At 71.1% G+C, this 25,487-nt stretch carries 22 protein-coding genes; 13 read left to right on the top strand and 9 right to left on the bottom strand.

What is annotated here, in order from left to right:
- Positions 1-92: 92 nt before the first annotated feature.
- The 3 genes from ABZ532_RS04165 to ABZ532_RS04155 all read left to right on the top strand — a co-directional run bounded on the left by ABZ532_RS04165 (position 93) and on the right by ABZ532_RS04155 (position 2,220).
- Entirely contained in the window at positions 93-1,475 is a 1,383-nt protein-coding gene (locus ABZ532_RS04165) for a glycine--tRNA ligase (RefSeq protein WP_361279490.1), read from the top strand.
- Between the two features lie 98 nt (positions 1,476-1,573).
- Positions 1,574-1,780 carry a hypothetical protein gene (locus tag ABZ532_RS04160; protein ID WP_361279489.1) on the top strand — a complete coding sequence of 69 codons (207 nt, stop codon included), beginning with the start codon at positions 1,574-1,576 and terminating at the stop codon, positions 1,778-1,780.
- 254 nt (positions 1,781-2,034) lie between these two features.
- Positions 2,035-2,220, top strand: a complete 186-nt coding sequence (locus ABZ532_RS04155; protein WP_361279488.1) for a DUF6243 family protein — start codon at positions 2,035-2,037, stop codon at positions 2,218-2,220.
- A gap of 164 nt (positions 2,221-2,384) precedes the next feature.
- Here ABZ532_RS04155 and ABZ532_RS04150 read toward each other — a convergent pair whose 3' ends face one another.
- Complete coding sequence (locus tag ABZ532_RS04150) at positions 2,385-3,839, bottom strand: MFS transporter (protein ID WP_361279487.1); 1,455 nt, start codon at positions 3,837-3,839, stop codon at positions 2,385-2,387.
- A gap of 52 nt (positions 3,840-3,891) precedes the next feature.
- Here ABZ532_RS04150 and dusB point away from each other — a divergent pair, with 52 nt between their 5' ends.
- The 3 genes from dusB (at position 3,892) to ABZ532_RS04135 (ending at position 9,851) form a co-directional block, all read left to right on the top strand.
- Complete coding sequence (gene dusB, locus ABZ532_RS04145) at positions 3,892-5,028, top strand: tRNA dihydrouridine synthase DusB (RefSeq protein WP_361279486.1); 1,137 nt, start codon at positions 3,892-3,894, stop codon at positions 5,026-5,028.
- A 403-nt stretch (positions 5,029-5,431) separates the two neighbouring features.
- Complete coding sequence (gene ppdK, locus ABZ532_RS04140) at positions 5,432-8,140, top strand: pyruvate, phosphate dikinase (protein WP_361279485.1); 2,709 nt, start codon at positions 5,432-5,434, stop codon at positions 8,138-8,140.
- A 595-nt stretch (positions 8,141-8,735) separates the two neighbouring features.
- A complete protein-coding gene (locus ABZ532_RS04135) occupies positions 8,736-9,851 on the top strand; it encodes a winged helix-turn-helix domain-containing protein (protein WP_361279483.1) in 1,116 nt (371 codons plus the stop codon).
- Here the strand turns inward: ABZ532_RS04135 and ABZ532_RS04130 are convergent.
- The gene (locus ABZ532_RS04130; protein WP_361279744.1) at positions 9,817-10,977 is read right to left on the bottom strand and encodes an alkaline phosphatase PhoX; all 1,161 of its coding nucleotides are present in this window, start codon (positions 10,975-10,977) and stop codon (positions 9,817-9,819) included. The genes ABZ532_RS04135 and ABZ532_RS04130 overlap by 35 nt on opposite strands.
- A gap of 470 nt (positions 10,978-11,447) precedes the next feature.
- Between ABZ532_RS04130 and ABZ532_RS04125 the strand changes: the two genes are divergently transcribed.
- Positions 11,448-11,861, top strand: coding sequence for a VOC family protein (locus tag ABZ532_RS04125; RefSeq protein WP_361279482.1), 414 nt, complete (start codon positions 11,448-11,450; stop codon positions 11,859-11,861).
- A gap of 4 nt (positions 11,862-11,865) precedes the next feature.
- Here ABZ532_RS04125 and ABZ532_RS04120 read toward each other — a convergent pair whose 3' ends face one another.
- The 5 genes from ABZ532_RS04120 to ABZ532_RS04100 form a co-directional block, all read right to left on the bottom strand.
- Positions 11,866-12,378, bottom strand: coding sequence for a DinB family protein (locus ABZ532_RS04120; RefSeq protein ID WP_361279743.1), 513 nt, complete (start codon positions 12,376-12,378; stop codon positions 11,866-11,868).
- Positions 12,379-12,458: 80 nt separating this feature from the next.
- Positions 12,459-12,794 (bottom strand): nitrite reductase small subunit NirD, encoded by a 336-nt coding sequence (nirD, locus tag ABZ532_RS04115; protein ID WP_361279481.1) that lies wholly within the window; start codon positions 12,792-12,794, stop codon positions 12,459-12,461.
- Positions 12,791-15,334, bottom strand: coding sequence for a nitrite reductase large subunit NirB (nirB, locus tag ABZ532_RS04110; protein ID WP_361279480.1), 2,544 nt, complete (start codon positions 15,332-15,334; stop codon positions 12,791-12,793). Before nirB ends, nirD begins: the two co-directional genes overlap by 4 nt.
- A 1-nt stretch (position 15,335) precedes the next feature.
- On the bottom strand, positions 15,336-16,544 hold the full coding sequence (locus ABZ532_RS04105) for an FAD-dependent oxidoreductase (protein ID WP_361279479.1): 1,209 nt from the start codon (positions 16,542-16,544) through the stop codon (positions 15,336-15,338).
- A gap of 123 nt (positions 16,545-16,667) precedes the next feature.
- Positions 16,668-17,066: a nuclear transport factor 2 family protein gene (locus tag ABZ532_RS04100; protein WP_361279478.1), complete on the bottom strand. Its 399-nt coding sequence runs from the start codon at positions 17,064-17,066 to the stop codon at positions 16,668-16,670.
- Between the two features lie 106 nt (positions 17,067-17,172).
- Between ABZ532_RS04100 and ABZ532_RS04095 the strand changes: the two genes are divergently transcribed.
- The 3 genes from ABZ532_RS04095 to ABZ532_RS04085 all read left to right on the top strand — a co-directional run bounded on the left by ABZ532_RS04095 (position 17,173) and on the right by ABZ532_RS04085 (position 19,100).
- Positions 17,173-17,616 carry a MarR family transcriptional regulator gene (locus ABZ532_RS04095; protein WP_361279477.1) on the top strand — a complete coding sequence of 148 codons (444 nt, stop codon included), beginning with the start codon at positions 17,173-17,175 and terminating at the stop codon, positions 17,614-17,616.
- A 627-nt stretch (positions 17,617-18,243) separates the two neighbouring features.
- Positions 18,244-18,633 carry a divalent-cation tolerance protein CutA gene (gene cutA, locus ABZ532_RS04090; RefSeq protein WP_361279476.1) on the top strand — a complete coding sequence of 130 codons (390 nt, stop codon included), beginning with the start codon at positions 18,244-18,246 and terminating at the stop codon, positions 18,631-18,633.
- Positions 18,634-18,638: 5 nt separating this feature from the next.
- Positions 18,639-19,100 carry a gamma-glutamylcyclotransferase family protein gene (locus ABZ532_RS04085; RefSeq protein ID WP_361279742.1) on the top strand — a complete coding sequence of 154 codons (462 nt, stop codon included), beginning with the start codon at positions 18,639-18,641 and terminating at the stop codon, positions 19,098-19,100.
- Here the strand turns inward: ABZ532_RS04085 and ABZ532_RS04080 are convergent.
- Together ABZ532_RS04080 and ABZ532_RS04075 are read right to left on the bottom strand one after the other, a co-directional pair.
- Entirely contained in the window at positions 19,060-21,189 is a 2,130-nt protein-coding gene (locus tag ABZ532_RS04080) for a molybdopterin oxidoreductase family protein (RefSeq protein ID WP_361279475.1), read from the bottom strand. The two genes, ABZ532_RS04085 and ABZ532_RS04080, sit on opposite strands and share 41 nt — an antisense overlap.
- A 46-nt stretch (positions 21,190-21,235) precedes the next feature.
- On the bottom strand, positions 21,236-21,976 hold the full coding sequence (locus ABZ532_RS04075; RefSeq protein WP_361279474.1) for an ElyC/SanA/YdcF family protein: 741 nt from the start codon (positions 21,974-21,976) through the stop codon (positions 21,236-21,238).
- 143 nt (positions 21,977-22,119) lie between these two features.
- Between ABZ532_RS04075 and ABZ532_RS04070 the strand changes: the two genes are divergently transcribed.
- From ABZ532_RS04070 to ABZ532_RS04060, 3 genes are all read left to right on the top strand, one after another.
- On the top strand, positions 22,120-22,830 hold the full coding sequence (locus ABZ532_RS04070) for a hypothetical protein (protein ID WP_361279473.1): 711 nt from the start codon (positions 22,120-22,122) through the stop codon (positions 22,828-22,830).
- Between the two features lie 343 nt (positions 22,831-23,173).
- Complete coding sequence (locus ABZ532_RS04065; RefSeq protein ID WP_361279741.1) at positions 23,174-24,094, top strand: sirohydrochlorin chelatase; 921 nt, start codon at positions 23,174-23,176, stop codon at positions 24,092-24,094.
- A gap of 70 nt (positions 24,095-24,164) precedes the next feature.
- Positions 24,165-25,469 (top strand): deoxyguanosinetriphosphate triphosphohydrolase, encoded by a 1,305-nt coding sequence (locus tag ABZ532_RS04060; RefSeq protein WP_361279472.1) that lies wholly within the window; start codon positions 24,165-24,167, stop codon positions 25,467-25,469.
- Positions 25,470-25,487 lie beyond the last annotated feature (18 nt).

The following is a 25,487-nucleotide window of genomic DNA, read 5'->3' as shown; positions in this document are numbered from 1 at the left end:
TCTGAAGCACTCGCCACTCCGTCACCCCCGGCCGGGCGTCTTGCGCCGCCCCAGCCAGTCGTCCAACCCGTCGTCGTAATGAAGAGAGCACCGTGGCCGCCGACAAGATCGACACGATCGTCAACCTGAGCAAGCGCCGTGGCTTTGTCTACCCGTGCAGCGAGATCTACGGCGGACAGCGTGCCGCCTGGGACTACGGACCGCTGGGCACCGAGCTCAAGGAGAACATCAAGCGCCAGTGGTGGCGCTACATGGTCACCTCGCGTGAGGACGTCGTCGGTATCGACTCGTCGGTGATCCTGGCCACCGAGGTCTGGGAGGCCTCCGGCCACGTCGCCACCTTCTCCGACCCGCTCACCGAGTGCACCTCCTGCCACAAGCGCTACCGCGCCGACCACCTGGAAGAGGCGTACGAGGAGAAGCACGGCCACGCCCCGGCGAACGGCCTGGCCGACATCAACTGCCCCAACTGCGGCAACAAGGGCCAGTTCACCGAGCCCAAGCAGTTCTCGGGTCTGCTCTCCACCCACCTCGGCCCCACCCAGGACTCGGGCTCCGTCGCCTACCTGCGCCCCGAGACCGCCCAGGGCATCTTCACCAACTTCGCCCAGGTCCAGCAGAGCGCGCGCCGCAAGCCGCCGTTCGGTATCGCCCAGGTCGGCAAGTCCTTCCGCAACGAGATCACGCCCGGCAACTTCATCTTCCGCACCCGCGAGTTCGAGCAGATGGAGATGGAGTTCTTCGTCAAGCCGGGCGAGGACGAGCAGTGGCAGGAGTACTGGATGGAGCAGCGCTGGAACTGGTACACCGGCCTGGGTCTCCGTGAGGAGAACATGCGCTGGTACGAGCACCCCAAGGAGAAGCTCTCCCACTACTCCAAGCGCACCGCCGACATCGAGTACCGCTTCCAGTTCGGCGGCAGCGAGTGGGGCGAGCTCGAAGGCGTCGCCAACCGCACCGACTACGACCTCACGGCCCACTCCAAGGCCTCCGGCACCGACCTGTCGTACTACGACCAGGAGGCCCAGGAGCGCTGGATGCCGTACGTCATCGAGCCCGCCGCCGGTGTCGGCCGCACGATGCTGGCATTCCTCCTCGACGGCTACAACGAGGACGAGGCCCCCAACGCCAAGGGCGTCATGGAGAAGCGCACCGTGCTGCGCCTCGACCACCGCCTCGCCCCGGTGAAGGTCGCGGTGCTGCCGCTGTCCCGCAACCCGCAGCTCTCCCCGAAGGCGAAGGGCCTCGCGGCGGACCTGCGCCAGCACTGGAACATCGAGTTCGACGACGCGGGCGCGATCGGCCGCCGCTACCGGCGCCAGGACGAGATCGGTACCCCGTTCTGCGTGACCGTCGACTTCGACACCCTCGACGACAACGCGGTGACGGTGCGCGAGCGCGACTCGATGAAGCAGGAGCGAGTGTCCCTGGACCAGATCCAGGGGTACCTGGCCACGCGCCTCATCGGTGCCTGACGCCAAGCGTGCCGCTTAGGACGAAGGCCGGCCTGGCTGGTGCCCGGTCGGCCTTCGTCGTGCACACTGGGCGCGCACTCGTCACCGGGAGGGGACCGATGCCGTCCATGACCAGCAGCAAGGTCAGCCGATGGGACCAGCACGGCCGCGAACACGTCGTGCACGTCAGGAAGTCGGGCATCCAGCGCGCGCTGACCTGCGACACGTGCGGTTGGCGCAAGAACGCGCAGTTCCTGCCGTGGCTGAAGGCGGAGGAGCACCTCACCGAGGCGCACCAGGCGACGATCGCCCCAGGAACCCCCTGAACTCCCCTGAATGCCCTGTACCCCTGAAACCCCGTACCCCTGAAAACCAGGTGCCCGGGGCGTGGGGTGCGGGTACGGTCGCGGCATGTGTTCTTTCCACCAGATCTACGAGTGAGAGTGCGGCGGGTGGGTCTGCCGGTGCGCCGCACCCCATGAGGGCGCCCCGGCCTGCATCGTCGGGCCTGCCCGGCATCGTCGACTGAGCGACACCCGCACCCGCGACGAACCCCTTCTCACCAGGACAGGAGAATCCGGTGGCCAAGAGCCGCAACAACCTTCTCGGCGTGGGCGGACAGCGAAAGAAGCTGTCCCGCGCCGACCAGCACGGCAACGGCCCGGCCCGCGCGGCCGGGCAGAAGTCGGCCGACGAAAAGAAGCAGGAGCTGCTGCGCAAGATGCGCGAGCGCACACAGGGCAAGCAGGACGATCAGCAGAGCTGACGCCCGACTCGAGGTGGGCCCGGACCGCATGAAGCGGTCCGGGCCCACCGGTTTTCCGCGTCAGTCGTCCCCGGGATCGTGAACCCGGAGGTGTCCGGCTCGCAGCCCATCGGACGGGGATCTCGCAGCGAGCCCCGCTCAGGGAGAACGAGGTACCGGGACGCCTACGACCCGCTCCGCGCCGCCACCCGCGCCCCCGTGCGCTCAAGTCGCTCCGCCGTCCGCCGGGCCGTCTCGCGCGCCCACCGTCCGCTCGTCGCCGCGCCCACCACGAGGACCGACAGACCGCAGGCCATGATGATCCACCAGGCTGGGCGGCTTGCCTCCAGGAAGGTCGAGGCGGGGGCTGCGGCGCTGGTGCCGGCTGCCAGGACGGAGCCGATGACGGCGACGCCGAGGGTCGCGCCGGTCTGGCGGCTGGTGGAGGCGATGGCAGCGGCCACGCCGGCCTGGGCGCGGGGCATTCCGGAGACCGCGGTGTTGGTGATGGGGGCGTTGACCATGCCGAAGCCGAGGCCGAACAGCACATAGCCGGTGAAGAGCAGCGGTGTGCTCGATTCCGCGTCGAATGCGGCGAACAGCAGGGCGCTCGCCGCCATCGTGGTTCCGGCGACGATCAGGGGCAGGCGTGGGCCGCGGGCGCCGACCAGGCGGCCGGAGAGCGGGGCGCACAGGAAGGTGAGACCGGCCATGGGAAGCATGTACAGCCCCGCGTGGAGCGGGGACAGGCCGCGCAGACCCTGGAGGTAGAGGGTGTTGAGGAACAGGAAGCCACTCAGCGCGGCGAAGGCGCTGACCGCGATCACGGTCGCGCCGCTGAACGGTGCCGAGCGGAAGAAGCGCAGGTCGATGAGGGGCTCGTCGCGGCGGGGCTCGTAGAGCAGCAGCGCGGTGAGGGCGGCGACCGCGACCCCGGCCAGGGGGAGGACGGCTGCTCCCTTGCTGGGGGCCTCGATGATCGCGTACGTGACCGAGCCGAGCAGGGCGATGACGAGGAGCTGGCCGACCGGGTCGGGCCTGCGGGGCTTGGGGGCGCGGGACTCGGGGATGCAGCGCCAGGTGAGCAGGAGGGCGGCCAGGCCGACCGGGATGTTGAGCCAGAAGATCGAGCGCCAGCCGACCGTTTCGACCAGCAGGCCGCCGATGACCGGGCCGGCGGCCATCGAGATGCCGACGACACCGCCCCAGGCGCCGATGGCGCGGGCGCGTTCGCGTGGGTCCGTGAAGGTGTTGGTGATGATCGACATCGCGACCGGGTTGAGCATCGAGCCGCCCACCGCCTGCACCATGCGGAAGACGACGAGCAGGGGGAGGTCCGGTGCGAGGGAGCACAGGGCGGAGCCCAGCGTGAAGAGCACGAGACCGGTCAGGAAGACCCTGCGGCGGCCGATCCGGTCGGCGGTGGAACCCGCGAGTACCAGCAGGGACGCCAGGACGAGGGTGTAGGCGTCGATGATCCACTGGAGGTCGGCCACGCTCGCGCCCAGGTCCTGGCGGATCGAGGGCAGGGCGACGTTCAGGACGGTGGCGTCCAGGCTGACGATCAGCAGGCTCATACAGCAGATCGCCAGGATCAGCAGCCGCCGCCGGGGGCCCGGGGCCGATGTTGACGCGGGCATGAGTGCATAGTACGCCTAACTAATGAACCTGGCCGTGCGCGACAATGGGCGAATGGCCACGCATCCCACCCTCTCGATTGGGCCGCACCCCGTGCAGCCCCCGGTCGTGCTCGCCCCCATGGCGGGCATCACCAACGCACCCTTCCGCACCCTCTGCCGCGAGTTCAGCGGCGGCAAGGGTCTGTTCGTGAGCGAGATGATCACGACGCGGGCGCTGGTCGAGCGCAACGAGAAGACGATGCAGCTCATCCACTTCGACAGGACCGAGACCCCGCGCTCGATCCAGCTCTACGGAGTGGACCCGGTCACCGTCGGCAAGGCCGTGCGCATGATCGTGGACGAGGATCTGGCCGACCATATCGACCTCAACTTCGGCTGCCCGGTCCCCAAGGTGACCCGCAAGGGCGGCGGCTCGGCGCTCCCGTACAAGCGGAACCTGCTGCGGGCGATCCTCAACGAGGCGGTCGGCAACGCCGGCGACCTGCCGGTGACCATGAAGATGCGCAAGGGCATCGACGACGACCACATCACCTATCTCGACGCGGGCCGGATCGCCGTGGACGAGGGCGTCACGGCCATCGCCCTGCACGGGCGCACGGCGGCGCAGCACTACGGCGGCACCGCCGACTGGGAGGCCATCGCCCGGCTCAAGGAGCATGTCCCGGAGCTCCCCGTGCTCGGCAACGGCGACATCTGGTCGGCCGACGACGCCCTGCGGATGATGCGCGAGACCGGCTGTGACGGCGTGGTGGTGGGGCGCGGCTGCCTCGGCAGGCCCTGGCTCTTCGGGGATCTGGTGGCGGCCTTCGAGGGGACCGGGCAGTACGCGCGGCCGTCGCTGCGTGAGGTCGCGGAGGTCATGGTGCGCCATGCCCAGCTGCTGGGGGAGTGGATCGGTGACGAGTCCCGTGGCGTCATCGACTTCCGAAAGCATGTGGCCTGGTACCTCAAGGGATTCGCCGTGGGTTCGGAGATGCGCAAGAAGCTCGCGGTGACCTCGTCCCTGGACGAGCTGCGCGCTCAGCTGAGCACGCTGGACCTGAATCAGCCGTGGCCGGTCGGCGCGGACGGCCCGCGCGGCCGGACATCCGGGAACAACCGGGTCGTACTGCCCGACGGCTGGCTGAAGGACCCGTACGACTGTGCAGGTGTGAGTGAGGATGCGGAGCTGGATACGTCGGGCGGCTGAGCTGGCCAGACCGTCCCAAGAGGCGTCCGGATGCCGGAATCAGGCCATGCGTGGCGGCGTGATCCTCGCCACCTCTGATAAGGGTGGCGCTCAGATGAGCGCTCGGGCGATGGCTGCACCTTTAGAAGGGTGGCACTGAGTGCCACCCTTTCTGCGTTCAAGAGTTGAACTCACATGCCCTCCTGTGCGCTCATGTGAGCGGATAATCTCCACTTTCAGTCAAGCGCTCTTCGAGGCGTGAAGGAGTCACGGCCGTTCCGTTAACACATCAGTAACCTGCGATCTGCTGGCGGACGGGTGGTTAAGCCCTGATGACGGAGAAGTGCACGTACCCAAACACCTTCGATCTGGGTATGTTCCTCGCCGTCAGGGCAGCCACCGAGTCCTCGAGGAGTCGAGACCCGTGTCGGAAAACAAAGATCAGAAGTTCGTCTACGACTTCACCGAGGGCAACAGGGACCTCAAGGACCTCCTCGGTGGCAAGGGTGCGAACCTCGCCGAGATGACCAACCTCGGGCTGCCCGTCCCTCCGGGCTTCACCATCACCACCGAGGCGTGCAAGGTCTACCTCGAAAGCGGCGAGGAGCCCGCGGCCCTGCGTGACGAGGTGAGTGCGCACCTCGAGGCCCTTGAGCAGAAGATGGGCAAGAAGCTGGGCCAGGCCGACGACCCGCTGCTCGTTTCCGTACGCTCCGGCGCCAAGTTCTCGATGCCCGGAATGATGGACACCGTCCTCAACATCGGGCTCTCCGACGCGTCCGCCGAGGGCCTGGCCAAGCAGGCGGGCGACGAGCGCTTCGCCTGGGACTCGTACCGCCGGCTCATCCAGATGTTCGGCAAGACCGTGCTCGGCGTCGACGGTGAGCTCTTCGAGGACGTCCTCGACGAGACCAAGGCCGCCAAGAAGGTCGCCGTCGACACCGATCTCGACGCCGCCGACCTCAAGAAGCTGGTCAAGCAGTTCAAGAAGATCGTCAAGGCCGAGACCGGCCGTGACTTCCCGCAGGACCCGCGCGAGCAGATGGATCTCGCCATCAACGCGGTCTTCAACTCCTGGAACACCGACCGCGCCAAGCTCTACCGCCGCCAGGAGCGCATCCCGGGCGACCTGGGCACCGCGGTCAACGTCTGTTCCATGGTGTTCGGCAACCTCGGCCCCGACTCCGGCACCGGCGTCGCCTTCACCCGCGACCCCGCGTCGGGTCACCAGGGCGTCTACGGCGACTACCTCCAGAACGCCCAGGGCGAGGACGTCGTCGCCGGTATCCGCAACACCGTGCCGCTCGCCGACCTGGAGTCGATCGACAAGAAGTCGTACGACCAGCTCATGCAGATCATGGAGACGCTCGAAACGCACTACAAGGACCTGTGCGACATCGAGTTCACCATCGAGCGCGGGCAGCTCTGGATGCTCCAGACCCGCGTCGGCAAGCGCACCGCAGGTGCCGCCTTCCGTATCGCCACCCAGCTCGTGGACCAGGGCCTCATCGACGAGGCCGAGGCGCTCCAGCGGGTCAACGGCGCCCAGCTCGCCCAGCTGATGTTCCCCCGCTTCGACGAGTCAGCCAAGGTCGAGAAGCTCGGCCGGGGCATCGCCGCCTCCCCGGGTGCCGCCGTCGGCAAGGCCGTCTTCGACTCCTACACGGCCGTCAAGTGGTCCCGTTCCGGCGAGAAGGTCATCCTGATCCGCCGTGAGACAAACCCCGACGACCTGGACGGCATGATCGCCGCCGAGGGCATCCTGACCTCCCGCGGCGGCAAGACCTCGCACGCGGCCGTGGTCGCCCGCGGCATGGGCAAGACCTGCGTCTGCGGCGCCGAAGAGCTCGAGGTCGACACCAAGCGCCGCCGGATGACCGTCAACGGCACGGTCATCGAAGAGGGCGACGTGGTCTCCATCGACGGCTCCACCGGCAAGGTGTACCTCGGTGAGGTGCCGGTCGTGCCCTCCCCGGTCGTCGAGTACTTCGAGGGCCGGATGCACGCGGGCGCCGACGACGCCGACGAGCTCGTACAGGCCGTGCACCGGATCATGGCCTACGCGGACCGGGTACGCCGGCTGCGCGTGCGGGCCAACGCCGACAACGCCGAGGACGCCCTGCGCGCCCGCCGCTTCGGCGCCCAGGGCATCGGCCTGTGCCGCACGGAGCACATGTTCCTCGGCGAGCGCCGCGAGATGGTCGAGAAGCTGATCCTCGCCGACACCGACGACGAGCGCGAGGACGCGCTGAGGAACCTGCTGCCGCTGCAGAAGAAGGACTTCGTCGAGCTCTTCGAGGCGATGGACGGCCTGCCGGTGACCGTCCGGCTGCTCGACCCGCCGCTGCACGAGTTCCTGCCGGACATCACCGAGCTGTCGGTGCGCGTCGCCCTCGCCGAGTCCCGCAAGGACCACAACGAGAACGACCTGCGCCTGCTCCAGGCCGTGCACCGGCTGCACGAGCAGAACCCGATGCTGGGTCTGCGCGGTGTCCGTCTCGGCCTGGTCATCCCCGGCCTGTTCACCATGCAGGTGCGGGCGATCGCCGAGGCCGCGGCCGAGCGCAAGAACGCCAAGGGCGACCCGCGCGCCGAGATCATGATCCCGCTCGTCGGCACCGTGCAGGAGCTGGAGATCGTCCGCGAGGAGGCCGAGCAGGTCATCGCCGAGGTCGAGGCCGCCACCGGCGTCGCCCTCAAGCTGGCCCTCGGCACGATGATCGAGCTGCCGCGTGCCGCGCTGACCGCCGGTCAGATCGCCGAGGCCGCGGAGTTCTTCTCCTTCGGCACGAACGACCTCACCCAGACCGTGTGGGGCTTCAGCCGGGACGACGTGGAGGCCAGCTTCTTCACGGCCTACCTGGAGAAGGGCATCTTCGGCGTCAGCCCGTTCGAGACCATCGACAAGGACGGCGTCGGCGCGCTGGTCCGCGACGCCGTCGCGGCCGGCCGGGCCACCCGCCCCGACCTCAAGCTCGGCGTCTGCGGCGAGCACGGTGGCGACCCCGAGTCGGTGCACTTCTTCCACGAGGTGGGTCTGGACTACGTCTCCTGCTCGCCGTTCAGGATCCCCGTGGCGCGCCTGGAGGCGGGCCGCGCGGCGGCGCAGTCCTCCGGGAGCGACAGCCGCTGACCGGCTGCTGAGAATCCGGGGCCGTCGGTGGCTCGACCCTCAACCCTCACCGACCCAGCGACGGCCGCGGCGCCCAGGAGACGGGCGGGAGAGGCACCTTGTGCGGAGGTGCCTCTCCCGCCCGTCGCCTTTTCCCGCCGTCCCGGGGCGCGGGGGTCTCAAGAGGCCGTCAACGGCTCAACTTGGCTTGTTCTGGCCTGACTTGGCTCAACACCGCTCCCACGGATGTGGCGTACGCCACTGTTGAACGGCGAGCCAGTAGTGGACATTAACGGGAGTTTGATTCCCGCCATTCATTGAGCAAAGAACGGGCGGGGCGCGGCCGGCGGATCCCCACCCGCCGGCCGCGCCCCATTACCAATGTCGGACACGGAGCCGCAACCTCCGCCGACCGCCGCCGGGCGGGGAAAGCCCCCCACGGTCTTTCCCTCGCCCCTCGGTACTCGAAGGTTTCGCGTCCGACGTCGTACAGCTTTTCGGGTTGTGCGGTTCTGCGCACTGCGTTTCAACTGTGGCTGAAACTCCGTGGTGACGGCCTGTGATTGCATGCATACTCAGTGGCTGGGACGATTGCGGATGCAACAGTGGGGGTTCCGTGCTGCGTATCCATTTCACGGGTGAAGACCTAGCAAGGGTGAGGATGGCGGCCAGGCCGGACGTTTTGTGGGAGACGATTCTGAGCTTTCATCGGCTGCGGGACCGCCGGGGCGCAGCGGCGTACGGGGAATGGCGCGCGGAAACCCGCGCCCGGTTGAATGGTGAAACACGACTGCTGGCCGCACTGGTGCCGCCGCGTGGATATTTCCCGGACTTCCTCACCCCGCCCGAGGCGCTCGAAGGGCTCGACGAGGGCCTCGAAGCGGTACGGGCGACTCCGGCGCCGCGGCTGCGCGCCGAGCTCGCTCTGCTGGCCGCAGACCGCCCCCAGCCGGGGCTCCCGGCCCGGCTGGCCGGGCTCGCCGACGGCGAGGCGGAGCCCATGGCCAGGCTCATCGGCGCGCTGCGCAGCTACCACCGGGCGGCGGTCGAGCCCTACTGGTCCCAGATACAGGCCGCCGTGGAGGCCGACCGGGCCGCGCGCGGCCGGGCACTCCTCGACGGCGGCGCGGACGAACTGCTCGCCTCGCTGCCGCCGATGCTGCGCTGGAGTGCGCCGGTGCTCGAGGCGGACTACCCCGTCGACCGGGAGATCCATCTGGAGGGGCGTGGCCTGCTGCTCCAGCCGTCGTACTTCTGCCGCGGCGCCCCGGTGGTACGGCGCGACGGGAGCCTGCCGCCCGTGCTGGTCTACCCCGTCACGCACACGGCCCCGCCGACCGCCGCCGATGCCGAGCGGGACCTGGTCACGCTCGGCCGCCTGGTGGGCCACACCCGCTCGGCCGTCCTGCACTCCATAGGCAACGGCTGTACGACCAGCGAACTGGCCCGCAGGGCAGGGGTGTCGCTGGCGTCGGCCAGCCAGCACGCCTGCGTCCTCAGGGAGGCGGGCCTGGTGGTCACCTTGCGCAACGGCAATGCGGTGCTGCACTCGATGACCCCGCTGGGCACCGCGCTCCTGAGGGGCGGTGCCCAGCGGGATCCGGTGGCGCCCGCCGCGGTGGTGTCCGTTGCGCCGGGCGCCCCGGGTGCGCCGGTCGTACAGCCGGCCGCGGCGGGTGGGCCGTCCGCCGCGGCGGCTATGCGCGGAAGGGCCCGGTCACCTCGTAGGTGATACCGCCCGAAGAACTCCCGCTCGTACCGCGCTGGCTGGAGAAGTACAGCCGTCTTCCGTCCGGCGAGAAGGCCGGTCCGGTGATCTCGGAACCGGACTGGCCGTTGATACGCAGGAACGGTGCGACGACATCGTCCGGGGTGATCAGGCAGATCTCCATGTTCCCGCCGTCCTCGGCGATGAACAGATCGCCCGAGGACGACCCGGTGACATTGTCGACGCCGGTCAGCGGTGCGGAGCCGCCGACGACCAGCGAGTCGTCGTAGGCCAGTTCGTAGGTGCCGCTGGTGAGGTTGAGCTGCCAGAGGCGGTTGTCGCCCTTGGTGGTGAACCAGACCGTGTCGTTGGCGTAGTGGCAGCCCTCGCCGCCGTTGAACTTCTTGGCCCCGGACACCTGGCTGCGGGTCGCGGTCGGCGAGCCGTCCGGGTCAGGGACGTCGGCCCAGCTGTACGAGCCGGAGGTGCCGCTGCCGGCCACCAGCACCTGGAGGGTGCCGGAGGAGAGATCGCCCCAGGTGGTGGGGACGAAGCGGTAGAGGCAGCCGTTGGTCTCGTCCTCGGTCAGATACACGGCCTTGCGCACCGGGTCGGCGGCGGCGGCCTCGTGCTTGAACCGGCCCATGGCGGACCGGCGCACGGCGGGCTTCACACCCCACGGGTCGGTCTCGTAGACGTAGCCGAGGCTGACCTCCTCGCAGGACAGCCAGGTGTCCCAGGGGGTCCTGCCGCCCGCGCAGTTCTGCCGGGTGCCGGAGAGGATGCGGTACGCCCCGGTGATCGCCCCGGTCGAGGAGAACCGCACCGCGCTCGCCCCGCCCGAGGGGTTGATCTCCGAGTTGGACACGTAGATCCACCCGGAGCCGTCGGCGAAGCAGGCGCCCCCGTCCGGCGCGCTGTGCCAGGTGTACGAGGTGGTGCCGACCCGCTGCCCGGACCGTGCGATCACCCTGCTGGTGAAGCCGGTGGGCAGCTGGATACCGTTCGCGTCGGCCGCGCCGAGCGCACCGTAGGGCCCGGAACCGGGCTGCGCCGGCGCCGCGGCGGCGGCGCCCTGCCACAGTGTGCCGCCGAAGGCGGCGGCGGAGGTGCCGATGACGGCCCCGCGCAGGAAGCTGCGTCGTTCCACTGTCACTCACTCCATGATGGGTTTCCGTGACTGCCCCGCGACGCCGGTCGGCGGACGGGGTCGCGCGCCTAGGCCGTGTTCGAGAGCTCCCGCCTGGCCCGCGACTCCAGCACGCACCGGACGCCGCGAGCCCCGCCGTCCGCCCGGACGGCGCTCGTTCTCAAACACGGCTTAGGGACCATAGAAGCGCGGAGTTGACACGGCTTCAACGACCGGTGAAGGGGAGACGTCGGGCGGCGGGGCAGGGGGCGAAGCGGCGAGCGCTTCCTCGAGCGGGCCGCCGATGAACGGGGAGCCCGTCGTCCCCCGCCCACTTCGGGGGCACCGGCGCGGTGGAGGCCGGCTGGCACGGCAGCGGGTTCACACTGGGTGCCCGGGCCGGCTCGGCGATGAGTTCTGCCGGGTCCGCCGGTCTACCCCTCGTAACTCGGCACACCGCACACGAACCCGAAACAGAGGAACGAACGGCCATGACCCAGATGATCTTCGTGAACCTGCCGGTGAAGGACCTGGAGAAGACCAAGGCTTTCTGGAAGGCATGTGGCTATTCCTTCAACCCCCAGTTCTCCGACGAGAACACCGCCTGTCTGGTGCTCGGCGACACGATCTTCGCGATGCTCATGACCGAGCCCCGGTTCAGGGAGTTCACGAAGAAGGAGATCGCCGACGCCGCCACCACCACCGAGGTGCTCCTCGCCCTCAGCGCCGAGAGCCGGGACCGGGTGGACGAGCTGGCGGACGCGGCGCTCGCCGCCGGTGGCTCGGAGGCCATGCCGGCCCAGGACCACGGATTCATGTACGGCCGTTCCTTCCAGGACCCGGACCACCACATCTGGGAGGTCGCCTGGATGGACCCGAAGGTCCTGGCGGAGGGTCAGCAGTAGCCCGTCAGTAGTAGCCCTTCGCGCCGTCGAGCAGCTCCCGGATCGTGTCCATGTGACCCGCGTGCCGGGCGGTCTCCTCCACCATGTGGATCAGCATCCACCGCAGGGACGCCGCCGCGGAACGGAAATCCGGGTGCCTGCCCGTCTCGTCCAGCGGATGCGCGGCGATGATCTCGTTTGACCTCGCGCACTGCTGCTCGTACTCCTCGAGCAGCTTGGCCAGGGGGACTCCCTCGACCCGCATGTCGGCGTCCTCGGGCTCGTCGAGGAACGACGGGTTGCCGGCCGCCGCACCGCCGAGGAAGAGGACCTCGAACCAGGCGTGTTCGACCCAGCGCAGATGGGAGACGAGGGCCGCCATGGTCATCAGCGGCGAGGTGGGCAGCACCTTCCGGTGGGCGTCCTCATCGGACAGGCCCTCGCACTTGTAGTGGACGATCGCTCGCTGTGTGTCGAGCCATCCGACGAGCTGGGTGCGTTCGTCGGCGTCGAAGGGCGGGCGTATGCGGGGAGGCATCGGCATGGCGCGGACCGTACCCCCGTCCCGGCCCGCGCGCACGCGAATTAGCCCCCCGCCCAGGCCCGCTCAGGACCCGTTCACGCCCCGGTGCGCACCGGATACGCGCGCACCGTCACCGCCTCGTCGTCGAGGCAGCGCCCGGTCTCCAGGTCGAAGCGCTGCTTCAGCAGCGGCGAGGCCACGAAGGGCCGGCCGCCCGCGGTGCCCAGCAGGCCGCGCGAGAGCACCTGAGCGCCCGTGAACGGGTCGCGGTTGTCGATCGCGTACGCCCGTCCCGAGCGGTCCACGAACACGGCCGCCTGGCGTCCGTCGGGGAGCAGTGCCGCCACACCGCGCCCCGGGGTGAGCCGGGACAGCTCGCAGACCTGGAACCAGGCGTCGTCCAGATGTAGTTGCAGCGTCGGTGTCATCATCGGGTCAGAGTCCCTTCCAGAGACGGGCCCATGGTCGGCCCCAGGGTCAGAATGGTCAGGTCCGGCTTGATCTGGTCCCGTTCCGGGATGAACCTCACGGACGGGTCCGGGGCTTCCGGCGCGTTCACGAACGACACGAAGCGGCGCAGCCGGTCCGGGTCGTCCAGCGTCGCGGCCCACTCGTCGTGGTAGCCGGCGACGTGCTCCGCCATCAGGGCCTCCAACTCGGCGCACAGGCCCAGCGAATCGTGGACGACCACGTCTCGGAGGTGGTCGAGTCCGCCCTCGAGCCGCTCCAGCCAGGTGGAGGTGCGCTCCAGCCGGTCAGCCGTGCGGACGTAGAACATCAGGAACCGGTCGATGAGCCGCACGAGTTCGGCGTCGGACAGGTCCTGGGCGAGCAGATCGGCGTGCCGTGGTGTGGCGCCGCCGTTTCCGCCGACGTACAGATTCCAGCCGCTGGCGGTGGCGATCACGCCGAAGTCCTTCGACTGCGCCTCCGCGCACTCACGGGCGCAGCCCGACACGGCCGACTTGAGCTTGTGCGGGGCGCGTAGCCCCCGGTAGCGCAGCTCCAGGTCGATCGCCATCTTCACGCTGTCCTGTACGCCGTAGCGGCACCAGGTCTGCCCCACGCAGGACTTGACCGTGCGCAGCGCCTTCCCGTACGCGTGCCCCGACTCGAAACCCGCGTCGACCAGCCGGGTCCAGATCGCGGGGAGTTGGTCCACCCGGGCGCCGAACAGGTCGATCCGCTGGCCGCCCGTGATCTTCGTGTAGAGGCCGAAGTCGCGGGCGACCTCGCCGATGACGATCAGCTTGTCCGGGGTGATCTCACCGCCGGGGATGCGTGGCACGACCGAATACGAGCCGTTGCGCTGGAGGTTGGCGAGGAAGTGGTCGTTGGTGTCCTGCAACGCCCCCTGTTCGCCGTCGAGGATGTAGCCGTTGCCGAGGCTGGCGAGGATCGAGCCCACCGTGGGCTTGCAGACCTCGCAGCCCTCGCCGCCGCGCGCCGCTTCGCGTCCGTGCGAGTCGAGGAGCTGCGCGTACGAGGTGAGCCGCAGTGTGCGGACGATCTCGTACAGCTCGCTGCGGGTGTAGGAGAAGCAGCCGCACAGGCCCTGGTCGGCAGCCTGCGGCAGCAGCTGGCCGATGACCTTCACGCAACTGCCGCAGCCCGTACCTGCCTTGGTGCACTTCTTCACCTCCGGCAGGGAGGTGTGGGCGCAGATCTCGCCCTTGGTGACGTTGTGGCAGGAGCAGATGACGGCGTCGTCCGGGAGCGCCGACGGACCGAGCGCGACCGGCGCCCCCGCGCCGGCCGGCAGCACCAGCTGCTCGGGCGGTACGGGCGGCACACTGCCGGTGAGGGGGCGCAGCATCCCGTACGAATCGGCGTCGCCGACGAGGACACCGCCGAGCAGCTCGCCGCCCCGGCCGATGACCAGCCTCTTGTAGACCCCGGAGCGCGAGTCCGCGTACACGACGTCCAGACAGCCGTCGGCCGTGCCGTGCGCGTCGCCGAACGACGCCACGTCCACCCCGAGCAGCTTCAGCTTCGTGGACAGGTCGGCGCCCGTGAAGGCGCCCTCCTCGCCCACGAGTACGTCGGCGACGGTCTTCGCCATCTCGTAGCCGGGGGCGACCAGTCCGTACACCCGGCCGTCGGAGGCCAGGGCGCACTCGCCGATCGCGAAGACGCCCGGGTCCGACGTACGGCACTGCTCGTCCACCACGATTCCGCCGCGCTCGCCCACCTCAAGGCCCATGTCACGGGCCAGTTGGTCGCGCGGCCGTACACCTGCCGAGAAGACCACGAGGTCGGTGGCGAGCGCGGAGCCGTCGGAGAGACTCATCCCGGTGACCGTGCCGCCGTCGGCGGTGATCGCCTGGGTGCCGACGCCCGTGTGCACGCTCAGCCCCATGCCCTCGATGGTCCGCAGCAGCGCGGCGCCACCGCCCTCGTCCACCTGCACCGGCATCAGCCGGGGCGCGAACTCCACGATGTGCGTGTCCAGGCCGAGGCCCTTGAGCGCGCCGGCCGCCTCGAGACCGAGCAGCCCGCCGCCGACGACCACACCGGTGCGGGAGGTCTTCGCGTACTCCTCGATCGCGAGCAGGTCCTCGATCGTGCGGTAGACGAAGCAGCCTTCGGCGTCCTTGCCCGGTACGGGCGGCACGAAGGGGTACGAGCCGGTCGCCAGCACGAGGGAGTCGTAAGTGAACGTCCGCCCGGAGCGCGCGGTCACCGTGCGGGCGGCACGGTCGACGCTGACGGCCGGGTCGTCGAGGTGCAGCTCGATGCCGTGCCGGTCCATGAAGCCGTCCTCGACGAGCGACAGGTCGTCGGGGGTGCGGCCGGCGAAGTAGGAGGTGAGCTGCACCCGGTCGTATGCGGGGCGCGGCTCCTCGCACAGCACGACGATCCGCGCCCGCTCCGTGGCGCCTCGCTCGGCGAGGGCCTCCAGGAAACGCTGGCCGACCATGCCGTGGCCGACCAGCACGATCGTGGGCGTGTTGGGCGTGGTGGCGGTCATTTCAGAAACCTCCGTCGGTGGTGAGCAGGTGGAGCAGCGGGGCGTCGGGCAGGGGGTCGTCGCCCTCCCAGGCGCGGGCCAGCGCGCCGACGGTGGCGAGATCCCCGAGCAGGACGCCCCCGACGAGGCGGTCCCCGCGGACGACGACCTTCCGGTAGGCCCCGCGGGTGGCGTCGGCGAGCTGCACGACGTCGTCCCCGGGGCGCGGGGCGGGATCCCCGAAGGCGGCGACATCGAGACTTCCGGCGCCACCGAGGGTGAGCCGGGTGAGGGCGCGGGTGCCGGTGTAGGGGGCCGGGCCGGTGCCGGTCAGCAGGGCGGCGAGGGCGTCGGCCTGTTCCACCGCCGCCGTCGCGAGGCCGTAGACGGTGTCCGCGTGCTCGGCGCAGTCGCCGATGGCGTGGATGCACGGATCCGACGTACGCAGCTCGTCGTCCACGACGACGCCCTGGCGGACCGCGAGGCCCGCGTCGGCGGCCAGCGCCGTACGCGGCCGGACCCCGCAGGCGAGGACCACGCACTCCGCGTCGAGGACGAAGCCGTCGGCGAGTTCGACGCCGGAGACGGCCTGTTCGGGGCCGCTGCGCAGGCCGCGGACATGACACTCCGTGTGGACCTCGACGCCGAGATCCTCCAGATGGGCCCGGACCAGGTCCCCGGCCGCCGGGTCGAGATGGCGGTCCATCAGCGTGGGCCCGTGATGGGCCAGCACCACGTCCGCCCCGCGTTCCGCAAGGGCACGCGCCGCCGACACCCCGAGCAGCCCGCCCCCGATGACCACGGCGCGCGTGCCCGTACGGGCCAGGGCGGCCAGGGCCAGGCAGTCGTCCAGAGTGCGGAAGGGGTGCACGCCTTCGGGCAGCCCTCCAGAGGTGCCGCGCAGCGGCGGCAGCACCGGGTTGGAGCCGGTCGCCAGCACGAGCCGGTCGTACTCCACCGCCGAGCCGTCCGCGCAGTGCACGGTCCGCGCCTCGCGGTCGATGCGCACCGCCCGCACCCCGTGCCGCACCGTCGCCGGTCCTCCCGGCACGGGCGGCAGGGCGATCACCTCCGGTGCGTACCGCCCGGCGAGGACCTCGGCGAGCAGCACCCGGTTGTAGGGGGTGTGCGGCTCGTCGCCGAGCAGGGTGACATCGCACACCGGCGAGAGCAGGCGCGCCAGGCGCGCCCCCGCCATCCCGGCGCCGATCACCACGGTCCTCGTATCCATGCAGGCAGCATGGGGCGCCGCTGTTACCTGCCCGCATCTCCGTTGTTTCCCGTGGGGAACGCTGATCTCAGCGCGGGTGCGGGAGCGGTGTGAGGGCGCGCCGGGCCCCCGGGCGTTGCCGCCTCAGCGGGCGCTGCCCAGATTCCGGTCGGCTTCGGCGCCTTCGAGCATGAGAGTGACCTCCTCGATACGGCGGAAGCGGCCGTCGGGGGCGAACTCCCCGAGCAGGTACACCTCCGTGCGCACGGTGGATCCGTCCTTCTTCGTGACGTGGACCGTGTGGCGGTCGGCGTAGCGTGTGTCGTCGTACAGCTCGTCGTGGACCTCGACGGATCCTCCGGTGACGACGTTGCGGAGGTGGGCGATGTGCTCCAGGAAGCCCTCGCGGTCGGCCCACTCGCCGTCCGTGCGCTGGCGGTAGTCGGGGGCGAAGTGCCGGTCGGCGGCTTCCCGGAGGTCGGGTACGGGGGTGAGGATCAGGTCGTTCAGCGCGGCGGCGATGCTGGTGCGGTGCGTGGTCATGGCGGGGTCCTTCCAGGCCGGTCACTGCTGGAGCGATGCGTGCGTCGCGCACGCTTCTCCTGAACTGTAGCGCACATGCGTGCGTCACGCACGCTAATCTGGGTGCATGGAGAGCGGTGTGGGACACGAGATCGCCGACGCCCTGGGCGTACTGCTCAAGCGCAGCAACCGGCTGGAGCTGTACCGGAGGCTGACGGACGGCCTGGGCGAAGCCGTGGACGAGCTGACCTATCCCATCCTCAGCGCACTGGCGCGCAGCGGTCCGCGCAGCGCCGCCGCGCTGGCCGGGGACGTGGGCCTCGACCGCTCCGGCGTCACCCGCCGTGCCTCCAGACTGGAGGAGGCGGGGCTCGTCCGGCGCGAACCCGACCCCGAGGACAGGCGGGCGACCCTGCTCGCCCTCACGGCTGCGGGCGAACGGACCGTGGGGGCCCTGCGCCACCGTCTGTCCGCCCACATCGAGGCCGGCCTCGCCACCTGGCCGGCCGGCGAGGCCGCGGCCTTCGCGCGGTACCTTCAGCGCTTCGTCAGCGAGGGCCCCTTCGCGTAGGGACCGCTGCGAGGCCCCATCATCCGGAGCCGGCTGCGAGACCCCTTCGCCCAGGGCCGGTGCGAGGGTGCTGACCCGGCATCCGGGCCGGGAGGGCGAGCGAGGACCTCACGCCGCTGTGCGACCGACGGATCACCGTCATTGAGGTCTGCGTGCCGGACGTGGCTCCCCGCCCCCGTCAGCCGGACGCATGACGGGGGCGAGGACGGGGCGGTTACGAGGACGGTGGAGGCCGAGCCCGTTGGTTGCCCTGCGCGCCGCTCGCCCAGCGCGGCAAGGGCCACGCCCCGCCGACGGCGGGCGCGGCCGAAAGGGCCGCGCTCGCCGCGATCTGGGTGGTGTCCGGGCCCCGGCGCTGCCGCCGACGCCCTTCTCACCTCTGAGGTAAGAGCCAGCGCGCCGGGCACGCCTGCTGATGGGCGATCAGATATGCGGGTGTGCGGGGCTCGTCGCCGTAGCGGGATTCCGTTTTCGCAGGTCACAGTGGTGGAATGGGCCATCGGGTGCACCGTGGGGGCGGTCGCGCCGAATGGGTGATTCGAGGGCGCTGTACGGCGAGTCGGCTGGCATGTGCGAGGTTGGGCACAGGAGCCGAGGCGATGGCCGGGCGAGGAGAGGAGCGTGCGCATGACCGCGACGAACGGGCCCCTGGCCGCCGTGAAGGTGCTGACCGTGCTCACCACCACCGGCAGCGCCGCGCAGGCCGCGGCGCTGGCGCGGGGTGCCGTGGAGGCGCGACTGGCCGCGTGTGCGCAGACCTCCGGACCCGTCACCTCCGTCTACCGCTGGCAGGGCGCCGTCGAGACGAGCCAGGAGTGGCAGATCCTCTTCAAGACCACGGAGGACCGCTACGACGCCCTTGAGACGCATCTGAAGGAGCGGCACGACTACGAGACCCCGGAGATCATCGCCACGCCGGTGGTACGCGGCAGTGCGGACTACCTGGAGTGGATCGCCGCCGAGACGGCCACGCCGGATGTCCCACCGGCGGTTTCCCCTCAGCAGCCCGCGCCGTGAACGGCTTGCTGCCGTTCTTCGTCTACGGCACCCTGCGCCCCGGCGAGCACAACCACGACCGCTTCCTGCGCGGCCGCACCTGCGCCGAGGAACCGGCCCGCCTCCCGGGAGCGGTGCTGTACGACGGGCCCGGCTACCCGTACGTCATCGAGGATGTCGATGGGGACGGCGACGGCACGGTGCTCGGCGAGCTGGTCACCGCGTCCCCGGACGGATATCACGAGCTGTCGGCGGTGCTGGACGAGCTGGAGGACTACTTCGGCCCCGATGACCCGCGCAATGTGTACGTACGGGTCGCCAGGGACGTCGAGACGGCCCGGGGGAGCGTCACGGCCTGGGTGTATGTCGCCGCGGACGTGATGGCACGGGAGCTGCGGGCACGCGGCACAGTGATCCCGGGCGGCGACTGGACGGCCCGGAAGGCACCTACCCGTCCGCAGGCTCCAGCCGCACCGCGCACACCTTGAACTCCGGCATCCGCGAGACCGGGTCGAGTGCGGGGTTGGTCAGTGTGTTGGCCCGCCCTTCGCCCGCCCAGTGGAACGGCATGAAGACCGTGTCCGGCCGGATCGACTCGGTCAGCCGGGCCGGTGCCACCGCCCGTCCGCGCCGGGACACCACCGCGACGGGCTCTCCCTCGGCCACCCCGACCCGCGCGGCGAGCCGCGGGTGCAGCTCCACGAACGGCCCCGGGGCCGCGGCGTTCAGCTCGGCGACCCGGCGGGTCTGCGCCCCTGACTGGTACTGGGCGAGCACCCGGCCGGTCGTCAGCAGGACCGGATACTCCGCGTCGGTGTCCTCGGCGGCCTCCCGGTGGACGACCGGTACGAACCGGGCCCGCCCGTCCGCCGTGGCGAACCGGTCCAGGAACAGCCGCGGTGTCCCGGGATGGACCTCCTCAGGGCCGCCCGTGATCTTCTCCGGCGGCTCAGGGCAGGGCCAGAACACGCCGTTCTCCTCCTCCAGCCGCCGGTAGTCGATGCCCGAATAGTCCGCCGCTCCGCCCGCCGATGCCCGCCGCAGCTCCCCGAAGACCTCCTCGGGGTCCGTCGGGAAGCCCTTCTCGTGGCCCAGCAGCCCGGCAAGACCGTGCAGCACCTCCAGGTCGCCACGTACCCCGTCCGGCGCCGTGATCGCACGCCGCCGCAGCAGCACCCTGCCCTCCAGATTGGTCGTGGTCCCCGTCTCCTCCGCCCACTGGGTCACCGGGAACACCACGTCCGCCAGCCCGGCCGTCTCCGACAGCACCACATCGGCGACCGCGAGGAAGTCCAGCGCCCGGATCCGCTCCTCCACATGCGCGGCACGCGGGGCGGACACCACCGGGTTGGACCCCATCAGCAGCAGGGCCTTCACCTCCCCGCCGAGCGCGTCCAGCAGCTCGTACGCGCTGCGGCCGGGGCCGGGCAGGGAGTCGGGGTCGACCCCCCACACCCCGGCGACGTGCGCCCGTGCAGCGGGGTCGTCCAGCTTGCGGTAACCGGGCAGCTGGTCCGCCTTCTGGCCGTGCTCCCGGCCGCCCTGCCCGTTGCCCTGTCCGGTGAGGCAGCCGTATCCGGTGAACGGCCGGCCCGCGTTTCCCGTGGCCAGAGCCAGATTGATCCAGGCGCCGACCGTGTCGGTCCCCTTCGACTGCTGCTCGGGGCCGCGTGCCGTGAGCACCATGGCGGTGGGCGCGTCGCAGAACAGGTCAACGGCCGTGCGCAGTTGCGGCACCCCGACACCGGTGATGCGCTCGACCAGCTCGGGCCAGTGCGCCATCGCCGCCGCCCTGGCCTCCGCCCAGCCGCTGGTCCGCTCGCGGATGAAGTCCTCGTCCGTCCGACCCTGCGCCACCACCAGGTGCAGCAGCCCCAACGCCAGGGCCAGGTCCGTGCCGGGGCGCGGGGCCAGATGCAGATCGGCCTGCTCGGCGGTCCTCGTACGGCGCGGATCGACGACGATCAGCGAACCGCCGTTCTCCTTCAGCTCCGTGAGGTAGCGCAGCGCGGGCGGCATCGTCTCGGCGAGGTTGGAGCCGACGAGGACCACGCATCCGGTGCGCGGAACGTCCTCCAGCGGAAACGGCAGCCCGCGGTCCAGGCCGAACGCCCTCTGGTGCGCGGCCGCCGCGGACGACATGCAGAAACGGCCGTTGTAGTCGATCTGGGAGGTGCCGAGCACCACCCGGGCGAACTTCCCGAGCGTGTACGCCTTCTCGTTGGTGAGCCCCCCGCCGCCGAACACCCCCACCGCGTCGGCGCCGTGTGCCTCGCGGGTGCGGCGGAGCCCCTCGGCGGTGACGCGCAGGGCCTCGTCCCAGGTGGCTGGTTCCAGCGCGCCCGTGGCGGGGCTCCGCACCAGGGGCGTGGTCAGCCGCACCCGGGAGGAGAGCACGGCGGGCGCGGTGCGTCCCTTGCCGCACAGCGCACCCCGGTTCACGGGGAAGTCGGGGCGCTCCACGACCTCGACCGCGCCCGTGTCCGCGCCGGTACCGCGCAGGTTCATCCCGCACTGCAAGGAGCAGTACGGGCAGTGGGTGGGGACCAGTGCGGGGGTGGCGGGAGCGAGGGACATGTCCCTCAGCGTGCGTCGCCGGTGTTACGCCGACGGGCTCCTCGTGTTACGACGCCGGTGCGGGGTGCTCAGCCCGTTGCCCCGGCAAAGGTGAGGTGTCCGCTGCCAGGGCTTCCGCGACACCGGACTCCTTGCGCCCGAGGAAGGTCGGTTCCGGCTTGAACGCGGCGTCCAGCGCCGCCTTGCCCGCCGCGGCCAGCTCCCGCGTCTCCCCGTAGTACCAGGTCGTGTCGAGCGGCTCCGCGACCCCGACCCCGTACGACTCCACCCCCGCCGCACCGCACAGTGCGAGGGCCCGTTCGATATGGAAGCCCTGGGTCACCAGCACCGCCCGGTCCACCCCGAAGATCTGCTTGGCCCTGACACACGAGTCCCAGGTGTCGAAGCCCGCGTAGTCGCTGACGATCCGGCCGTCGGGCACCCCGCGGTCGGTGAGGTACGCGCGCATCGCGTCCGGCTCGTCGTACTCGGCCCGGCTGTTGTCCCCGGTGACGAGCACGACCTTGACCTTGCCCGTCCGGTACAGCTCGGCGGCGGTGTCGAGCCGGTGCGCGAGATACGGCGTCGGGCGCCCCTTCCACAGCCCCGCGCCGAACACCACGGCGACATCGCGGGCGGGGACGTCGGCCACCGTACGGACCCGGCTGTCGGCGACGGTGTGCATCCATGTCGCCGGGGCCAGCGCGAGGACGCAGCCCAGCATGACGCCCTGCACGGCGCGCCGCTGCCCGCGACGGGTCCTGGGCAGGCGGAGCGAGAGCTTGCGCATCGTTGAGAACTTGCGCATACGGTGGAGACCCCCTGGATTCGCCGTCCGGTCGTTCTGTCGTACGACTCATCTCTTCCGACGTCATCTCGGGCACGGCGGTTCAGTGTCCGACAGACGAAAACCCGGCGGGTCGAGCGCCGCCGGTCCGGCATGATGACGGGATGATCGCTGACGCTGCCCGCAACAACGCCGAATGGTGCGACGCCATGTGCCGTGCGCACGGGATCTCCGGAGTGTTCGGCGAGCGGGCCTGGACCAGCGAGTTCCGTACCCCGCCGCTGTACCCGGACGCGGTGACGCTGTCACCGCGGGCCGCGGCCCAGGACGTACTCGACGGCATCGACCGTGCGGCGCCCGGCTGTTCGGTCAAGGACAGTTTCGGCCGGCTCGACCTCTCGTCGGACGGCTTCGAAGTGATCATCGAAGCCCGCTGGATCCACCGCCCGGCCACGCTGGTCACCCCGGTCGCCCCCGCCGGCGTGGTCTGGCGGCCGGTCCGCACGGCCGGCGGCCTGGGCCAGTGGGCGGCGGCGTGGGCCGGCGAGGACGGGGACATGGCGGGCATCTTCCGCCCCGAACTCCTCACCCACCGCGCCACGACCGTGCTCGCGGGCACCACGGAGGCCGCGGAGGGCGGACGTCGGACCATCGCGGGGGCGGTGGTCAGCCGCAGTGCGTCCGTCCTCGGCATCTCCAACCTCTTCGCCGTCGACGACGACCTCGACCGCGCCTGGGCGGGCTGCCTCGCCGCGGTCGCCCGGCTGTGGCCGGGCATGCCGGTCGTCGGCTGGGAGGCGGGGGAGTCGCTGGACGCGGCGATGGGGCAGGGGTGCCTGCCGGGCCAGGAGCTGCGCGTCTGGCTGGCGGGCTGACACCCCGTCCGGGGCCTGCCGGGAGGAAGCGTGCCGAGGCACCACGGCATTACCGCGGTGCCGAGGCACCACGGCATTACCGCGGTGCCGAGGCACCGCGGTAATGCCGTGGATGACGCTCCTGTGTGACGCGGTGCCGGGTAGCGCGGCGGCATCACCCGGGATCCAGCTCATGATGGGCGGGATCAGGACATACTTCGGCATCGCCTGACCTGAGCCCGGTGCCTGGCCGTGAGGTCCTGGAAAACACCTTTCACGGCCCCGCAACGGGGACGCAATCTGCGCCCGTCACGATCGGCTCATGACGGAGTCGGTACACCCTCGCGCGTTCACGGCCCCCGGCATGCTGCCCCCTGACAGCAGCTTCGACGGCACTCCCGACAGCACCTTCGACAGCACCGCGCAGCTGCTCACGCGGATCACCGCGCAGTTGGGGACCCAGCTCAGTCACGTCCAGCTCAACGGAGTGCGCAGACCCATGAGTTCTCCCGCATCCCCCGCCCCTTCCCCCATCCACGCCCCTTCCCTCCTCGCCGTCGCCCACGGCAGCCGCGACCCCCGTGCCGTCCGCACCGTCCGCCGTCTGCTCGACCGGGTCCGGGAACTGCGTCCGGGGCTGGACATCCGCCTCGGGCACATCGAGCTCGACGCGCCCCTGCTGCCGGACACCCTCGCCGGCCTCGTCGCGGAGGGCCGCCGCGACGCCGTGCTCGTGCCGCTGCTGCTGGGCCGGGGCTATCACGTCAAGCGGGACATCCCCGATGCCGTCACCGGGTTCCCGGGTCTGCGGGCCAGGCTCGCACCGCCGCTCGGGCCGCATCCGCTGCTCGTCGAGGCGCTGTACGCGCGGCTGACCGAGGCCGGCTGGCGCGCCGAGGACCACGGCAGCCGCAGCGCCGGAGTGGTGCTGGCCGCGGCCGGGTCACGCGACCCCGATTCGGCCGCCGACGCCCGCCGTACCGCGGCCCTGCTCAGCGAGCGCATCGGCGGGGTGCCGGTCGTGCCCGCCTACGCCTCCGCGGGCTCGCCGAGCGTGCCGGACGCCGTACGCGCCCTGGCCGCCCGCGGCCGCCACCGTGTCGCCGTGGCCTCGTACTTCACCGCCCCCGGCCGGTTCGCGTCGGCGGCGGCCGCCGCCGCCCCGTGGATCGCGGCGGAACCCGTCGGCGCCCACGCCGCACTCGCCCGGCTGGTGCTCCATCGCTATGACGCGGCGCTGGACACCCCGCCGCTGCCCGGCCGGCGCGAGCTGGTGACGGCCTGAGCCCGACGACCACTCGCCGCCGCTCAGGGCCCGTACCGCACCGCGGGCCCTGAGCGGTTACCGTCGGGGCATGGAAGGCACCACGGGCACGCCAGGCGAGCATGACTACGACGAAGCGGCCACCGCGCGCTGGGCCCCCGAACCCGACAAACGCCCTGGCCGCACCGCCTTCCAGCGCGACCGCGCACGGGTGCTGCACTCCGCCGCGCTGCGCCGCCTGGCCGGGAAGACCCAGGTGGTGACCCCGGGCTCACGCAGCGCCGCCTGGGACCCGAGCCCCCGCACCCGGCTGACCCACTCCCTGGAGTGCGCCCAGGTCGGCCGTGAGCTCGGCGAGGCACTGGGCTGCGACCCCGATCTGGTGGAGGCCGCGTGCCTCGCGCACGACATGGGCCATCCGCCCTTCGGGCACAACGGCGAGCAGGCGCTCAACGACGTGGCCAAGGACTGCGGCGGCTTCGAGGGCAACGCCCAGTCGCTGCGGCTGCTCACCCGTATCGAGCCCAAGCGCTTCGTCCACTCGTCCCACTCGGACGAGCCCGTGAGCGTCGGACTCAATCTCACCCGGGCGGCACTCGACGCCGCGACCAAGTACCCCTGGGCCCGCGGCGGCCATCCGACCGACCCCGGGTCGCCGAAGTTCGGGGTGTACGAGGACGACCTGCCGGTCTTCACCTGGGCGCGCGAGGGCGCTCCGGGCCACCGCAAGTGCTTCGAGGCCCAGGTCATGGACTGGGCCGACGACGTGGCCTACTCGGTGCACGACTTCGAGGACGGGCTGCACGCCGGGCATATCGACCCCAACGCCCTGCTGTCCGAGCACGAGGGCCGGGAGATCTGGGCCGTGGCGATCGGCCGCTACGTACCCGACGGCACCGATCCGCAGGCCCTCGCCGCGGCCCTCGAACGGCTGGTGGACCAGGAGTGGTGGCCGCACGGCTACGACGGATCGGCCGTCGCGCAGGCTCGGCTCAAGGACGCGACCAGCCAGCTCATCGGCCGGTTCTGCCTGGCCGCCGAGTCCGCGACACGTCAGGCGTACGGCACCGGCAGGCTCACCCGCTATGCCGCGGAGCTCGTCGTCCCGGACGAGACCCGCCTGGAGTGCGCGGTGCTCAAGGCGGTCGCCGACCGCTATGTCATGCAGCGGGCGGAGCAGGAGGCGCTGCGCGCCGAGCAGCGCATCGTGGTGGCCGAACTCGCCGAGGCCCTGATGGCCCGGGCGCCGGAGGGACTGGACCCGCAGTTCCGGGCGCTGTTCGACGCCGCGCCCGGCGACCGGTCACGCAAGCGGGTGATCATTGACCAGATCGCCTCGCTCACCGACGCATCGGCGCGAGCCCTGCACGACCGGCTGACTTCGCGGGGGGCGTAAGGGAAGCCGAGATGGCCG

It is taken from the genome of Streptomyces sp. NPDC019396, from assembly GCF_040632375.1.
In the GTDB taxonomy this organism is placed as follows: Bacteria; Actinomycetota; Actinomycetes; order Streptomycetales; family Streptomycetaceae; genus Streptomyces.
Note: the sequence above shows the minus strand (reverse complement) of the source record. Positions and strands in the feature narration are given on the sequence as shown.